Source organism: Blastomonas sp. AAP53 (assembly GCF_000331245.1).
GTDB lineage: Bacteria > Pseudomonadota > Alphaproteobacteria > Sphingomonadales > Sphingomonadaceae > Blastomonas.
Genome location: NZ_ANFZ01000003.1, coordinates 1 through 14,427, shown reverse-complemented (window position 1 = coordinate 14,427; position 14,427 = coordinate 1). Strand labels below are relative to the sequence as shown.

Below are 14,427 nucleotides of genomic sequence, written 5' to 3'. Positions count from 1 at the left end.
AAATAGCGTAACGGCGGGGGATATGCCGCCCGCCGTTCCACGCACTTTGTGCACCGATTGCGGCATCTCTCGGACCAGCGATCCCAAGGCATGCGGCCGCGCCTGCCAGTTCATCAAACCCGATTATGCGGCGCTCGAGCGCAAGGCGCATGGCCGGGCGCGCGACCCCGAACGGCCGGACGAACTTTTCTTCGGGCCATTCCGCCGCATGATCGCGGCCGAGATGGTCGCGCCCTCGCCTGGCGCGCAATGGACCGGCATCGTCACCCGCATCGGCGAGCGGTTGCTCGAGACGGGCGCGGTGGATGCCGTTCTGGCGATCGGGCCGCACCCCGACGACCGGTGGCGGCCCACCCCGGTGCTGATCACCCGGGCTGAGGACATGGCAAGTGTTCGCGGAATGCGCATGGGCTATGCCCCGCTCTTGGCACTGCTGGAACCGGCGCGCGAAGCCGGGCACCGCAGAATCGCGCTGATCGGTATTCCCTGCCAGGTCCACGCCCTGCGAGCGCTCGAGGACGAGCTGGGTTTCGAGCGAATCTACGTGATCGGCACGCCGTGTGCCGACAACACCACGACAGAGAACTTCCACCTGTTCCTCAGCCTGTTGTCCGACAAGCCCGACAGCATCAGCTATCTGGAATTCCTCCCCGACTACCATGTCGAACTGCGGTTTGACGATGGCCGCGTCGAGAAAATCCCTTTCCTCAAGCTGCCGATCGCCGATCTGCCGAGCGATTTCTTTCCGCTCACCTGCCGCACCTGTGTCGATTATACCAATGTGCTGGCGGATATCACGATCGGGTACATGGCGGGCGGCGGCAAGCAGTGGCTGGTGGTGCGCAACGAACGCGGCGAGGAGCTGGTCGAACTGCTGGGTGACGAGCTGCGCACACGCGAGGTCGCCAGTGCCGGCAACCGCGCCGGGCCGGTCAAGGGTTTCCTCGCCAATACCGAGCGAGCCGCCGGCGGCCTGCCGTTGCGGCGCATGCCCAACTTCATGCGCGGCATCTTTGGCTGGCTGATGCCGCGGATCGGTCCACGCGGAGCCGAATTCGCCCGCGCGCGGGTGGAGATGAAGGCCATCGAAACCGTGCTGCACCTGCGCCGCTCCGCACCGGCCAAGATGAAGTCGATGATTCCCGATCATGTCTGGGCGTTGGTGCAGCGCTACGGTGTCGAGCCGTTGCCGGGAGAACGGCCCAAGTCCGGCATTGACCCCGATACGCTGCTCTGAGCCGCAGGTCCGAGTTGTCGCGATCAGCGACGCAACGCCAGCCAGATGGTGTGTCGCGCTCCGCCGCCAGTGCTGCGGGCTCGCGCGATCTCTTCGCTGACCGCTAACCCGGCCTTGCGCAGCCTGCTGGTGAACCGCGCATCGGGTCCGCTCGACCACACCGCCAGCACGCCACCAGGGCGAAGCGCGGCGCGGGCCTGTGCCAGGCCGGTGGCGTTGTAAAGCGCATCATTGCCTTCACGCGACAGGCCATCGGGTCCGTTGTCGACATCGAGCAGAATGGCGTCGTACCGCGACGACGCAGTCCGGATGAGCGCGCCGACATCCGCGATGCACACCGTCACCCTGGGGTCGTCCAGGGTCCCCGCGTGCAGATGCGCCATCGGGCCGCGCGCCCATTCGACGATCTCGGGGACCAGCTCTGCGACCTCGATGGTGGATTGTGCGCCAAACGCCTCCAGCGCCGCTCGCAGGGTGAAGCCCATGCCCAACCCGCCGATCAGGACGCGCGGCGCGGCAACCTGTGCGATGCAGGCACGCGATAGGCGGCTCAGGGCCTCTTCCGATCCGCTCAACCGGCTGTTCATCAGCTCGTTGGCACCGAGCATGATCGAAAACTCGCTGCCCCGGCGGATCAGCCGCAACGGCTCGTCGCCGCCGGGAACTATGGCAGTGGCGAGCAGCTCGCGGGGGATCATGTGGTCTCTCTCAAGCGGTGCGGCATATTGTCCGCGCGTTGCGACAGGCCCTGCGTCACGCGCGCTGCCGTCCTGACCCGGTCCGGTAACACGCTGCCAGTTCGAAACAAGTGGCAAGGCGCATTGCCATCACAGGTTATTGCCCCGTGCGCAATTTCGCCGCGTCCGGGAACCGTTTCACCGCTCTGCCGTACCTGATGCCATGATGACCGGAACGCGGCATCGCAACAAAACAGGAGGACAATATGGGTTTGATTCTGGCGCTGATCATGGGCGGCATCATGGGCTGGCTGGCCAGCAAGGTGATGAACCGCGATGCCCAGATGGGCATTTTCTGGAACGTCGTGGTCGGTTGCATCGGATCGGTCCTGGGTCGTTTCCTCTTCGGCGGTCTGATCGGTGGCGGCAGCCTTCGCGCCGACGCGTTTGACCCGCTGACCCTGCTGACGTCGTTCATCGGTGCCGTGGTGCTGCTGGCGATCGTCAACTTCGTGCAGCGCGGTCGCGCACGCTAAGCAATTCTGACGAATATGTGCCAGCGCAAGCTGGCGGCAACAGGAGCGTCGGCGCACAGCGTCGGCGCTCCTTTTTGCTTGTCCGGACAGGCAGCCGTGCAATTGCCACACCGACCGATCCCGTCTACGCGCCGCCGATGCCGCACAGCTTTTGGCTTGCGCGTGGTGACTTAATTGGATAACACAGTGCCATGAACTCCCGGCTGTGTGTCTGCGCCCAGCGGAAGGTGGCTCTTCGTTGATGGCAGGTCCGGCACATATGCGGTGCTAGGGCATTTTGGCTTATTGCGACGGGGCGAAGTGGTTTGGACGGAATCAGGCAATGAATTACGAGACCAGCTTTGGCGGCGATTCGATCACCGCCCGTAGCGAAGACCTTTACGGATCGGATGTCGACTCCGCCGCTGCAAAGCGGCGTCGCAACACGATCATCGGGGTAATAGTTGCCCTGGCGTTGCTGATCGCAGCCGGCATGTATTTTTTTGGCGGTGACGCAGAAACCGCTGCCGGAGAAGGCGCGCAGGCAGGAGCTGGAGGCAGCGAATCGCAGGCCCCGGCGGTGACCGTGATCGTTCCCGGTTCAGGCTCGGTCGAGCGCGTGATCAACGCCACCGGGACGCTGGCAGCGCGCCGTGAAATGCCGATCGGCATTGCAGGCGAGGGCGGTCAGGTGGTCCGCGTGCTTGTCCAGCCCGGCGACTGGGTGAAGGCAGGCCAGGTGCTCGCGGTCCTCGATCAGGATGTGCAGAGCCAGCAGGCGCGTTCGCTTGCGGCACAGATCCAGGTTAGCCAGGCTGATTCGGTGCTGGCGCAGAACGAGCTCGACCGCGCGTTGCAGCTGATCGATCGTGGCTTCATTTCCAAGGCCGACGTTGATCGCCGCCGTGCCACCCGCGATGCCGCCGTGGCACGGGTCGAGGTGGCGCAAGCTCAGCTGCGCGAGGCCCAGGCCCGCAACGGTCGTCTGAACATCCGCGCGCCCGAAGCCGGTCTGGTTCTGGAGCGCAATGTCGAGCCCGGACAGGTGGTCGGCGCCGGCAGCGGTGTGCTGTTCCGCATGGCTGCGCGCGGCGAAATGGAGCTGCGCGCGCAGATGGGCGAGGCGGACCTTGCCGTGTTGAATGTCGGCGTGCGCGCCGAAGTTCGCCCGGTGGGGACGGCCAAGACGTTTACCGGCCAGGTCTGGCAGGTCGCGCCGATCATCAACGAAACGTCGCGCCAGGGCATTGCCCGGATTGCGCTGCCCTATGACAAGGCGCTGCGCCCCGGTGGTTTTGCCAGCGCGGCCGTGGTCAGCGGGTCGTCCCAGTCGCCAGTGCTACCTGAATCGGCGGTGCTCAGCGATGACAAGGGCAGCTATGTCTATATCGTCGGCAAGGATAACAAGGTCGAGCGCCGTGATGTCACCACCGGCACCGTGACCCCGCGCGGGATTGCGATTGCCAGCGGCATTACCGGCAAGGAACGCGTCGTGCTGTATGCCGGCGGCTTCCTCAACCCCGGCGAGACGGTGCGTCCGCAGATGCAGGGTGCCAAGCGGAGCTGACGGACGCCTCCAGGGCTGGCCGACGCGCCAGCCCGGCGCCGCCGATTATCGAAGGGGGCCGTACGTTGGTCGAGCGTCTGGCCATGACCAGGCCCGATCGGGGCCGCACGGCTTGCATGGCGCCTGCATCTGGCCGTATGACAACAGCGTAACTGAACCGAGCAGATTGCCCGGCGGGTTGAGGACAAAGCGATGAATTTCAGGAACATGTCGGCCTGGTCGATCCGCAATCCGATCATCCCGCTCGTCTTCTTCACCGGCCTGCTGTTCGCCGGCATCCTCAGCTTCATGCGGATGGATGTGGTCAACAACCCCGATATCGATTTTCCTGCGGTCCAGATCAGCATTTCCCAGCCCGGTGCTGCGCCGACGGAAATCGAAAACCAGATCACCCAGCGGATCGAAGCCGCTGTCCGTTCGATCAATGGCGTCAAGAACATCAGTTCGACCGCGAGCGAAGGATCGTCGAGCACGTTCGTCGAGTTCGAGATCGGCACCGACACCATCGAGGCGGTGAACGAGGTCAAGAATTCGGTCGACCAGATCCGCGGCAGCCTGCCCGAGGGCATCCTTGAACCTTCTGTCACCAAGGTCGACGCGGTGGGCGAACCGCTGGCGTATTTCGCGGTCGAAGCCGACGACATGACGATCGAGCAGCTGAGCTGGTTCGTCGACGATACCGTCGCCAAGCGCTTGCTGTCGGTTGACGGCATGTCCGAGGTTGACCGCTTTGGCGGGGTGGATCGCGAAATCCGCGTCGTGCTGGACCCGCAGCGCATGCAGGCGCTGGGCGTGACTGCAAGCGTCGTCAACAACGCACTGCGCCAGATCAATGTCGATGCCGCCGGTGGCCGTGCCGATGTCGGCGGCACCAAGCAGTCGCTGCGCGTGCTCGGCAATGCAGACACCGCCTTCCAGCTGTCGCAGATGCAGGTTCCGCTGGGCGGAGGGCGCACCATCAAGCTGACCGACGTCGCTACGGTGACCGATGGCTATGGCGAGCCGACCTCGATCAGCAAGGTCCGCGACAAGGAGGTCGTGAACTTTGCGATGACGCGCTCGAAGGGCGCATCGGACGTGACGGTCTATGACGCGTCGATCAAGGTGATGGACGAGATCAAGAAGGAAAATCCCGGGGTCAATTTCATCCGCCTCGGCTCCAGCGTCGACTACACCAAGGGCCAGTATGAAAGCTCGATCGCCTCGATGATCGAAGGCGCGGTGCTGGCGGTCGTGGTGGTGTTCTTCTTCCTGCGCGATTGGCGCGCGACGATCATCTCGGCGATTGCGATTCCGCTGTCGGCGATCCCCACCTTCTGGTTCATGGATTTGCTGGGCTTCAACCTCAACTTCCTCTCGCTGCTCGCATTGGGTCTGGTGGCTGGCGTGCTGGTCGATGATGCGATCGTGGAGATCGAGAACATCGTCCGACACATGCGCATGGGCAAGTCCGCCTATCAGGCGTCGATCGATGCTGCCGACGAGATCGGCCTGGCAGTGGTGGCGACCTCATTCTGCATCGTCGCGGTGTTCCTGCCGGTGGGTCTGATGCCCGGCATCTCGGGGCAGTTCTTCAAGAACTTCGGCATCACCGTCGTCGTTTCGGTGCTGATGAGCCTTGCCGTCGCGCGCATGATCACGCCGATGGTCGCCGCCTATTTCCTCGAAGCCAAGGGCCATGCGGCGCATGGCGAAGGCAAGATGATGGACAGCTACATGAAGCTGCTGGGCTGGTCGCTCGACCAGCGCCGCGCTCGTGATTTCCGTGGCGACAACCCCGGTTTCCTGCGCAAGCTGACGGCCATGTTCCTCGACCACCGCGTGTGGATGATGGGCATCGGGCTGCTGGCGTTCGTCGTCACCGTGATCCTGTTCGCGATAACCCCAGCGCAGTTCCAGCCGACGATCAACGAGGACAACAGCCGCATCCAGATCGAGATGGTGCCCGGCACCACGCTGGAGCAGACCGAAGTGGTGGCCGACAAGGTTGCTGCGATCATGTACCAGCAGCCCGAGGTCGAGCGCGCCTTGATCCGAATCCGCGAAGGCAACGGCACGATCTTCGTGACGCTGAAGAAGGACCGCACGAAGAAGTCGTTCGAGTTCGAGCGGGACCTGGCCAAGACACTGCAGTCGATCCCCGATGCGCGGGTGAGCTTTGCCTCGCAATCGGGCGGCGGCGGCACCAACCGCGATATCTCGATCATGCTGACAGGGTCTGATCCCGACAAGCTGTACGCCGCTGCAGGCACGCTGGTCGAACAGATGAAGGGGCTGAAGCTGATCACCGGCCCGCGCGTCAATGCCGACATGCGTCGCCCGGAAATCATCATCAAGCCGCGCGCCGATCTTGCCGCGCAGCTGGGCATTACCACGGCCGCGCTCAGCCAGGCGATCCGTATCGCGACTCTGGGTGAGATCGAACAGAACGCGGCCAAGTTCTCGCTGTCCGATCGTCAGATCCAGATCCGGGTGGTGCTGCCCAAGGAATCGCGCAACGATTTCCAGACCATCCAGAACCTGCCGGTGCAGACGGCTGCTGGCGGCTCGGTGCCGCTCAGCCGGGTGGCGGAAATCTCGTTCGGTTCGGGCCCGACCACCATCCAGCGTTACAACCAGGAGCGCCGCGTGTTCATCGGGGCTGATCTTGCAACGGGTGTGGTGTCTGGCGAGGCGATGACCGCGATCAACAAGCTGCCGATCATGCAGAAGCTGCCCACCGGGGTCAGCACCAAGCCGTTCGGCGAGCAGGAATGGCAGGCCGAGCTGGCGGTGAACTTCATCATCGCGCTGGTGTCTGGCGTGCTGCTGGTGTTCGCGGTGCTGGTGCTGCTCTACAAGCGGCTGATGTCGCCCCTGGTCAACATGGGCTCGCTCGCGCTTGCTCCGCTCGGCGGCATCCTGCTGATCTGGATCTTGGGCCAGCCAGTGTCGATGCCGGTGCTCATCGGCGTACTGATGCTGCTGGGGATCGTGTCCAAAAACTCGATCCTGCTGATCGACTTTGCGATCGAGGAAATGCAGCGCGGTGTCCCCAAGCTCGAGGCGATCCTTGAGGCCGGGCACAAGCGTGCGCAGCCGATCGTGATGACCACGGTGGCGATGACCGCGGGCATGGTGCCCACCGCCCTGTCGCTCTCGGGTGACGGCGCGTGGCGCGCGCCGATGGGTATCGTGGTGATTGGCGGGCTGATCGTCTCCACATTGCTGACGCTGGTCATCGTTCCGGCGGGCTTCAGCCTGGCCGATGGCGTCGAAAAGCGCGTCGGACCCTGGCTGAGCCGCAAGCTGCTGACCTACAAGACCGGCGACAATGCTGCAGACGAAGCGATGATGGCAGGCGGCCAGCCGCACGGTATCCAGCCTGCGGAGTGACTGGCGGACGTCTGTCATGACCGCCGAGGGCCTGCCCAGAAGCGCTGATCCGGCATGGCGTATCCGCGCCATTGCCACCGGCATGCTGGTGGTGATGGCGGGCGTGTTCCTGGCGACGCACTGGGCCGAGGGCCATGTCGACGCACGCTGGGGCTATGTCCGCGCCTTTGCCGAAGCCGCGATGGTCGGCGGGCTGGCCGACTGGTTCGCGGTCACGGCGCTGTTCCGTCATCCGCTCGGCCTGCCAATCCCGCACACCGCGATCATCCCGCGCAACAAGGACCGCATCGGCGACACGATGGCGCAGTTCCTGCGCAGCAACTTCCTGACGCCGCTCGTGGTCGCCCGGCGGATGCGGCACATGAATGTCGCGGCGGCCGCGGGGCGCTTTCTGGTGCAGCCGACCGGCGGCGAGGGACGGCTGCGGCTGGGCGCATCCAACATGGTCGCCGATGTGCTCGAATCGCTCGATCAGGACCGGCTGGGCGGCAACGCCAAGGAGGCGTTGCGCCAGCAGCTCGAGAAGCTCGATGTCGCGCCATTGCTCGGCCAGATCCTGAGCGCTGCGATTGCCGACAACCGCCATCTTCCGCTGATGGACGGGATCGTCAAATGGACGCAGCGGACATTGTTCGCCAATGAAGAGCTGCTGAAAGACATGGTCCGCAGCCGCGCCAATTCGATCATGCGCTGGACCGGGCTCGACGAACGGCTCGCCACCGGCATCATCGATGGGCTGCACAACCTGCTGTTCGACATGGCCGAGGATGTGAACCATCCTTTGCGCCACAAGGTGGAAGAGGGGCTGGAGACGATGGCGTTCCGGCTGCTCAACGATCCCGAAATGCAGGGCAAGGTGGCCGACATCAAGGCCGAGATGCTGGCCAACCCCGCGATGGCGCGGTGGCTCGACGGGCTCTGGGAGCGCAGCCGCGCCGCGCTGCTGCGTGCCGCACGCGACCCCGATCATGCCCTGTCCGGTCAATTCGGCGACGGGCTGCGGCAGATCGGCGAATCGCTGCAGAATGACCCGCGCATGCAGACGCAGATCAACCGCTTTGCGCGTCGTACCCTGGTCGGCATCGCCAACCGCTATGGCGACCAGATCGTGCGGCTGGTGTCGGAAACCGTGCGCCGCTGGGATGCGCGCACCATCACCGACCGCGTCGAGAATGCCGTGGGCAAGGACCTGCAGTTCATCCGCATCAACGGGACGCTCGTCGGTGGGCTGGTCGGGCTGGCGATCCACACTGCGGTGGTGTGGTTGTAGGTACAACCTAGCTCCCCTCCCTCAAAGGGAGGGGAGCGAGTTGCGCATCAGGTTAGGGTTTTTAAAGCCTCGCCCATCGCGCGCACAGCCTCCACCTTGGCGAACAGCGGGCCCCAGTCGTCGCGCTCGGCGATCGCGGCCCATATGTCCTCGACCTCGCCGATGAGCATCGATTGCGGTGCGTCGCCCTGCCAGTAGGCGTGCGACCGTGATCGGGCGGGCGCATAGCCCGTCTTGACCGCACCGAACGCCGCCCACAGCGCTTCGCCCTCGCTGCCCAGCAGTTGCGCCGGACAGCTGGGTACCGCATCGCCCATCCACGCGAAGAAGAATTCGTCGATGCCGACGCCGCCCTGCATCATCAGCGCCTCGGCCGCGCCGATCAGCGCGCGGTCGGTCTCCAGCCCCTGCGGCACCACGCCCAGCCGCCAGCAGAAGCGCCGCGCCAGCGCCTGCTGGTATAGCGGCCCGAAGCGTTCGAGCGCGGCGATCAGCGGCGGCGCGTCGCTGATCAGCCGCAGCGACACCGCCAGCTGACCGAGATTCCAATGGATCGCCTCGGGCTGGCGGGCGAAGGCATAGAGCCCCGAATGATCGAAATACGCCGCAGTGAACCCCGGCTCCCAAGTCGGCGCGAACCGCCACGGGCCATAATCGAAGCTCTCGCCGGTGATGTTCATGTTGTCGGTGTTGAGCACGCCGTGGACGAACCCTGCGACCATATAGCTGGCGGCAAGGTCCGCCATCCGCTCGACCGCGAGGTTCAGCAGCGTGGCCGCGTCATTCTCCCCGCTCGGCTCGTCATACAGCGTGTCCAGCGCGTACCGCACCACTCTGGTCATCTTCGCTGCATCATCCTCGAACGCGATCCGCTGGAAGGTGCCGAAGCGGATATGGCTGTGGCTCAGCCGCACCAGCACCGCCGAGCGGGTGGGTGAGGGCTCGTCGCCGCGCCACAGCTCCTCACCGGTCTCGATCACCGAGAAGGTCTTGGAGGTGTGCACGCCCAGCGCCTCGAGCATTTCGGTCGCCAGGATCTCGCGCACCGCGCCCTTGAGCGTCAGCCGGCCATCGCCATCGCGGCTGAACGGCGTCTGCCCCGATCCCTTGGTGCCAAGGTCGAGCAGCCGCCCGGCATCGTCGCGAAATTGCGCGAACAGAAAGCCGCGCCCGTCGCCGATCTGTGGGTTGTAGTTGCGGAACTGGTGGCCGTGATAGGCGAGCGCCAGCGGCTGCAGCAGGTTGCCGGGCATCGGATTGAACCGCCCGAAATGGTGACACCACCTCTTGTCGTCCAGCCCGTCCAGCCCGACGGTGGCAGCATGCCGATCGTTGCGGAAGCGCAGGATCGTCTGCGGGAAATTGGCTGCCTTGACCGGATGGGCGATGGCATCGGCAATGGACAGGATCGCGGGATCGGCGCGGGTGGAAGCGGCTTGCGGTTCTGATGTCATCCAGCGATAGTGGGGTTCGAACGGAGCGCGCGCAACCATGTCCAAACCAGATCAGCCCTATAGCGACGGTTTCTGGTGGTCGAACGACGGGCTGCGGCTGCATTTTCGCGATTATCCGGCGCGGGCCGAAAACGCGCATCGCCCGCCGATCCTCTGCATCCCCGGTCTCACCCGCAATGCGCGCGATTTCGAGATGGTCGCAGCCCGGCTCGCAGGCGACTGGCGCGTGATCTGCGTCGACCTTCGCGGACGCGGCGACAGCGCCTATGCCAAGGACGCGATGAGCTATGTCCCGCTCACCTATGTGCAGGACATGGAGGCGCTGCTGCGCGCCGAGGCGATCGAGCGGTTCGTGGCGTTCGGCACGTCGCTGGGCGGGCTGATCACGATGCTGCTCGCCTCCACCCGCCCCGGACGCGTCGTCGGCGCCTTGCTCAACGATGTCGGCCCGCAGCTGGAGCCCGAGGGGCTGGCGCGCATCCGCGATTATGTCGGCCAGGGGCGTTCGTTCCCCACCTGGATGCACGCCGCGCGCGCATTGTCCGAAGCGCAAGGTGCGGTCTTTCCCGGCTATGGCGTGAGCGAATGGCTGGACCTCGCCAAGAAGACGATGAAGATCGGCCCGGGCGGGCGGATCGTCTATGATTACGACATGAAGATCGCCGAACCCTTTGCGGTGCCCGGCGGCGAGGCGGGGGTCGATCTGTGGCCGACGATGGCCGGATTGTCGCCCGCGGCGGTGCTGATCGTGCGCGGCGCGCTCTCCGATGTGTTCAGCCGCGCAACGGCGGAGCGGATGCTCACCATGCTCCCGCACGGCCGCTTGCTGACGGTTGAGAACAAGGGCCACGCCCCGACGCTCGAAGAGCCCGAGGTAATGACCGCCATCGACGATCTGCTCGCCCGCGTCGATGCCGCGGTGCTTGCGACACAGGCCTGACAGGTAATCATGGGATTTCTGCAAAGCCGTCGCGCGAACGTCCCTCGACTTCGCTCGGAACAAACGGAAAAGAGAGAGTGCAGTTTGGTTTCCTATCATATCAAGGATTTGCAGGAATCATGTTGCAACGTGATACCCCTCCCGTGTTCCCGAGCGAAGTCGAGGGACGTTGTGCACCACTTTAACACATGTCCCGTATTCGGTGTCCGACCATGACACCTGCGCGCATCCTGCATCTGCACAGCACCTTCGACCTCGGCGGCAAGGAGGCGCGCGCGGTGCGGCTGATGAACCACTTTGGGCCGCAAGCGCACCACACCATCCTCACCGCCGTGCCCGGCGCGCTGGGCGCGCGGCCTGCGATCAATCCCGGCATCCGCGCCGATTTCCCGACCGATGCGCCCTCGCTCGCGGGCAAGCCCAGCATCGCGCGCTACCGGGTGTTCGTCGAGTATTTCAAGCAGTTTGACCTCATCTGCAGCTACAACTGGGGCGCGATGGATGGCGTGATGGCGCGCACCATCTTTGCCGGCACCACGCCGCTGCCGCCGGTGATCCACCACGAGGATGGCTTCAACGAGGACGAGGCGGTGCGCCTCAAGCGCAAGCGCAACTGGTTCCGCATCATGGGGCTCGCGCGCACCGAGGCCCTGGTCGTGCCCTCGCACACGCTCGAGCGGATCGCCTTCGATGTGTGGAAACAGCCCGACAGCCGCGTGCGCCGCATCGCCAACGGCATCGATATCGCAGCGTACGCCAAGCGCGCACAGCGCGGCGCGATGCCCGGCTTTCAGCGTCGCGATGGCGAGATCGTCATCGGCACGCTGGCAGGCCTTCGCGCGGTCAAGAACCTGCCCCGCCTCGTCCGCGCCGTCGCAGCGCTCGAAATGCCGGTGCGGCTGGTGATCGTCGGCGAGGGGCCGGAGCGCGCCGCGATCGAAGCCGAAGCCGCCCGCGTCGGCCTCACCGACCGCCTGTTGATGCCGGGCTTCCTCAAGAACCCGGCGCGATATATCGGCCTTTTCGATATCTTCGCCTTGTCGTCGGACAGCGAGCAGCAGCCGATCTCGGTGATGGAAGCGATGGCGGCGGGTCTTCCGGTCGCCGCCCCCATGGTAGGCGACGTCGCCAACATGGTCGCCCCCGACAACGCGATCCTGCTCGGCGAACCGGGCAGCGAGGCTGGGTTGATTGACAACCTGCGCCGCCTGGCCAGCGACCCCGCGCTGCGCGCCTCGCTGGGCGCCGCGAACCGCGCCAAGGCCGAGGCGGAGTTCGACGAGCGCAAGATGCTGGAGCGATATGCGGCGCTGTATGGGCGAGCGATGGGGCGGCCCGAGTTTGGGCGGTAAACCTTGACCGATTTCCAGATTATGTGTCAGCTTACCTATGGCGACTTCATCGAGGTTTGGAATGACCAGCAAGGCTAAATTCATGAGCGATGCCTTCGAGGCGATCCACACGTCCGCATCGGCGCTGCGCAAGGTGTGGGCCATCGACAAGGCGACGATGCGCAGTTTCGACGAAGCTTGCCTGTCAGCGCCGCCCGCATTCAAACCCGAGCGATCAAGCAACTGCGCAAAGCCCATCGCGTGAGCCAGCCAGTGTTTGCCCGCTATCTCAACACCAGTGAAAGCACCGTTGAAAAATGGGAAACCGGCGCCAAACGCCTCAGCGGTATGGCGCTCAAACTGCTGGCGATTGTCCAGAAACATGGGTTGAGCGTTTTGGGTTAGAGTGGAGTAAATCGGTGCTTCAGGTGCATTCACCATGTGGTGCGATCTGGCTCTCGTAAGATGCGTTCCGAAGCCGAGAAGCCGTTACAAAAGTTTAGTATCGCGTGCCCAGTGGCTATTGCGTCGCTAGGACTCTTAGAGGGCGCTCAACATCTCTCAACCAGACAACGACAAGGATTTGAATTGACGCCCTTTGATCCGCCGGATCTGCATGCCTTCGTCTTGCGGGGCCCGAGTAAGGGAACCATCCTATATCCCGACAAGCATCTCGATGGGCGTTACGTTGTCTCAATGACAAGATTTGTGAAGGATTATGAGTACGTAACTGATAAAAAAGACCTCCTTGAGTGGTTGGAGAAAGGGTATAGCCTGCGCATGTCCAATAAGGGTGAGGGCGCCTTTGGTCCTCGACTGATTGAGCCTGGCGCTATCTTCAGACACGTTATGCTCTGACTGAGAGAACCAAATGACGAGCCCTTTCGATAAGCTGCTGGAGCTGGGTTTCAAAGGAGCTGATCCAATAGCACACGGAGCGGTTCCCGCGAAAGTGTTGAGCAACGGAAGCGGATCCCCGGCAAAGCCGAAAAAGAGAGCAGCATCGTTGGCCAAATCGGCAACAGCTACGAAAACGTCCGCTACATCTCGAAAAAAAGCGAGGCAGTCAAAAAAGAAGGCAAACATATCGCCGGGGTTCGTGAATACGCTTCCAAAAGCCCATTTGCTGACTGAAAACGGCTTTAAGAAGCGACCACTGGTTACACTTCGAGAGAAACGTCCGCCCCATTTGGATAAGCTGGCGTACCAAAAAACGCCTGCCCCGATCGAAAAAGCTGGTGCACCGACGAAAGACCGAAGAAGCAAAAAAGCAGAGCGTAGGCTGACACCTATCGACGTCGAAAAAAATGTGAAGGATCAGATTCGACAGTTATCGGGCCGAAGCATGGGAGAACTAAAGCAACAATGGCTCAACTTATTGATCTACATGGAGAAGTATCCCGAAAAGAAAGAAACTTGGGAGAGGTTCCATAGCGCGTTGGTTGCCGAATGGGGACGTAGAAATCATATCGCGAGCGAGGACCCCGATCACTTCATCTGGCCGTCAACTGTTACCGGCCCCGGAGATAAATCGCAATCCTTCAGTAATTGGTACAGCGAAGGGATGCTCGTTTACCTTGGTTACCACGTCGGCAATGCCAATGGCGCAACTGAATTTGCCAGAAAAAAAATCCTAGATGTAGCGTTCAAGTCGGTTCTGCCCCCTATTAATGACCCTGGGTATGTTCGGGATTGGGGCAGAGCAGGTACAGCATCCCGCCTAAAACGTCTCAGCTATGAACTCGCGCGGTTCGCCAAAAATGCAAAGCGCAAATCGTCCGCCGATATGTCAAGCGCGGTTGCCGATTGGGAGGCAGATTTACGATACCTTTATCTTAAGTATTACGTCGGAAAGTTTGGCTTCGGTTGGCCCAATATCAGTTGAGACGTCGAAAATTACGGAGATCTTATAATAATTAAGAAAACTTCAAATAAATTACAAGGACACTGCACTAAGCTCGAAATTTCCTGTACGTCATCAATCCCAAGCCTTGTAGTGCTGCATGGATGCTGAAACGAGGTCGGGTGACGGGTGGGGGCGGTTTCCCTTACCCCCCCCCC

Annotated in this window: 12 protein-coding genes; 10 read left to right on the top strand and 2 right to left on the bottom strand. The window is 63.1% G+C overall.

Translation table 11 applies throughout. From position 1 onward, the window contains the following. Positions 1 to 1,237 (top strand): Coenzyme F420 hydrogenase/dehydrogenase, beta subunit C-terminal domain (locus D618_RS17395; RefSeq protein ID WP_040370081.1); only part of this gene is annotated, 1,237 nt, incomplete at its 5' end. A 23-nt stretch (positions 1,238 to 1,260) separates the two neighbouring features. On the opposite strand, the gene D618_RS0101735 is transcribed toward D618_RS17395, so the two are convergent. Further along, positions 1,261 to 1,935, bottom strand: coding sequence for a hypothetical protein (locus D618_RS0101735; protein ID WP_017669758.1), 675 nt, complete (start codon positions 1,933 to 1,935; stop codon positions 1,261 to 1,263). A 245-nt stretch (positions 1,936 to 2,180) separates the two neighbouring features. Between D618_RS0101735 and D618_RS0101730 the strand changes: the two genes are divergently transcribed. The 4 genes from D618_RS0101730 to D618_RS0101715 all read left to right on the top strand — a co-directional run bounded on the left by D618_RS0101730 (position 2,181) and on the right by D618_RS0101715 (position 8,641). Then, positions 2,181 to 2,450 carry a GlsB/YeaQ/YmgE family stress response membrane protein gene (locus tag D618_RS0101730; protein WP_017669757.1) on the top strand — a complete coding sequence of 90 codons (270 nt, stop codon included), beginning with the start codon at positions 2,181 to 2,183 and terminating at the stop codon, positions 2,448 to 2,450. Positions 2,451 to 2,772: 322 nt separating this feature from the next. After that, positions 2,773 to 3,996 carry an efflux RND transporter periplasmic adaptor subunit gene (locus tag D618_RS0101725; protein WP_017669756.1) on the top strand — a complete coding sequence of 408 codons (1,224 nt, stop codon included), beginning with the start codon at positions 2,773 to 2,775 and terminating at the stop codon, positions 3,994 to 3,996. Positions 3,997 to 4,188: 192 nt separating this feature from the next. Further along, the gene (locus tag D618_RS0101720) at positions 4,189 to 7,371 is read left to right on the top strand and encodes an efflux RND transporter permease subunit (protein WP_017669755.1); all 3,183 of its coding nucleotides are present in this window, start codon (positions 4,189 to 4,191) and stop codon (positions 7,369 to 7,371) included. Between the two features lie 16 nt (positions 7,372 to 7,387). Further along, a complete protein-coding gene (locus D618_RS0101715) occupies positions 7,388 to 8,641 on the top strand; it encodes a DUF445 domain-containing protein (RefSeq protein ID WP_017669754.1) in 1,254 nt (417 codons plus the stop codon). A 47-nt stretch (positions 8,642 to 8,688) separates the two neighbouring features. On the opposite strand, the gene D618_RS0101710 is transcribed toward D618_RS0101715, so the two are convergent. Beyond that, positions 8,689 to 10,095, bottom strand: coding sequence for a YdiU family protein (locus D618_RS0101710; protein ID WP_026091173.1), 1,407 nt, complete (start codon positions 10,093 to 10,095; stop codon positions 8,689 to 8,691). Between the two features lie 37 nt (positions 10,096 to 10,132). Between D618_RS0101710 and D618_RS0101705 the strand changes: the two genes are divergently transcribed. From D618_RS0101705 to D618_RS19605, 5 genes are all read left to right on the top strand, one after another. Next, positions 10,133 to 11,035 (top strand): alpha/beta hydrolase, encoded by a 903-nt coding sequence (locus D618_RS0101705; protein ID WP_017669752.1) that lies wholly within the window; start codon positions 10,133 to 10,135, stop codon positions 11,033 to 11,035. Positions 11,036 to 11,247: 212 nt separating this feature from the next. Next, positions 11,248 to 12,387 (top strand): glycosyltransferase family 4 protein, encoded by a 1,140-nt coding sequence (locus tag D618_RS0101700; RefSeq protein ID WP_017669751.1) that lies wholly within the window; start codon positions 11,248 to 11,250, stop codon positions 12,385 to 12,387. A gap of 61 nt (positions 12,388 to 12,448) precedes the next feature. Continuing rightward, positions 12,449 to 12,631, top strand: coding sequence for a hypothetical protein (locus tag D618_RS19970; protein WP_238550565.1), 183 nt, complete (start codon positions 12,449 to 12,451; stop codon positions 12,629 to 12,631). Continuing rightward, positions 12,628 to 12,771: a hypothetical protein gene (locus D618_RS19965; protein WP_238550564.1), complete on the top strand. Its 144-nt coding sequence runs from the start codon at positions 12,628 to 12,630 to the stop codon at positions 12,769 to 12,771. The genes D618_RS19970 and D618_RS19965 overlap by 4 nt, the downstream gene beginning before the upstream one ends. Before the next feature lie 466 nt (positions 12,772 to 13,237). Next, positions 13,238 to 14,251, top strand: coding sequence for a hypothetical protein (locus D618_RS19605; RefSeq protein WP_152414490.1), 1,014 nt, complete (start codon positions 13,238 to 13,240; stop codon positions 14,249 to 14,251). Positions 14,252 to 14,427: the final 176 nt, after the last annotated feature.

Bases quoted from the DNA above. Each gene is read 5' to 3' on its own strand.
- D618_RS0101735 (WP_017669758.1), bottom strand. From the start codon at position 1,935: ATGATCCCCCGCGAGCTGCTCGCCACTGCCATAGTTCCCGGCGGCGAC.
- D618_RS0101730 (WP_017669757.1), top strand. From the start codon at position 2,181: ATGGGTTTGATTCTGGCGCTGATCATGGGCGGCATCATGGGCTGGCTG.
- D618_RS0101725 (WP_017669756.1), top strand. From the start codon at position 2,773: ATGAATTACGAGACCAGCTTTGGCGGCGATTCGATCACCGCCCGTAGC.
- D618_RS0101720 (WP_017669755.1), top strand. From the start codon at position 4,189: ATGAATTTCAGGAACATGTCGGCCTGGTCGATCCGCAATCCGATCATC.
- D618_RS0101715 (WP_017669754.1), top strand. From the start codon at position 7,388: ATGACCGCCGAGGGCCTGCCCAGAAGCGCTGATCCGGCATGGCGTATC.
- D618_RS0101710 (WP_026091173.1), bottom strand. From the start codon at position 10,095: ATGACATCAGAACCGCAAGCCGCTTCCACCCGCGCCGATCCCGCGATC.
- D618_RS0101705 (WP_017669752.1), top strand. From the start codon at position 10,133: ATGTCCAAACCAGATCAGCCCTATAGCGACGGTTTCTGGTGGTCGAAC.
- D618_RS0101700 (WP_017669751.1), top strand. From the start codon at position 11,248: ATGACACCTGCGCGCATCCTGCATCTGCACAGCACCTTCGACCTCGGC.
- D618_RS19970 (WP_238550565.1), top strand. From the start codon at position 12,449: ATGACCAGCAAGGCTAAATTCATGAGCGATGCCTTCGAGGCGATCCAC.
- D618_RS19605 (WP_152414490.1), top strand. From the start codon at position 13,238: ATGACGAGCCCTTTCGATAAGCTGCTGGAGCTGGGTTTCAAAGGAGCT.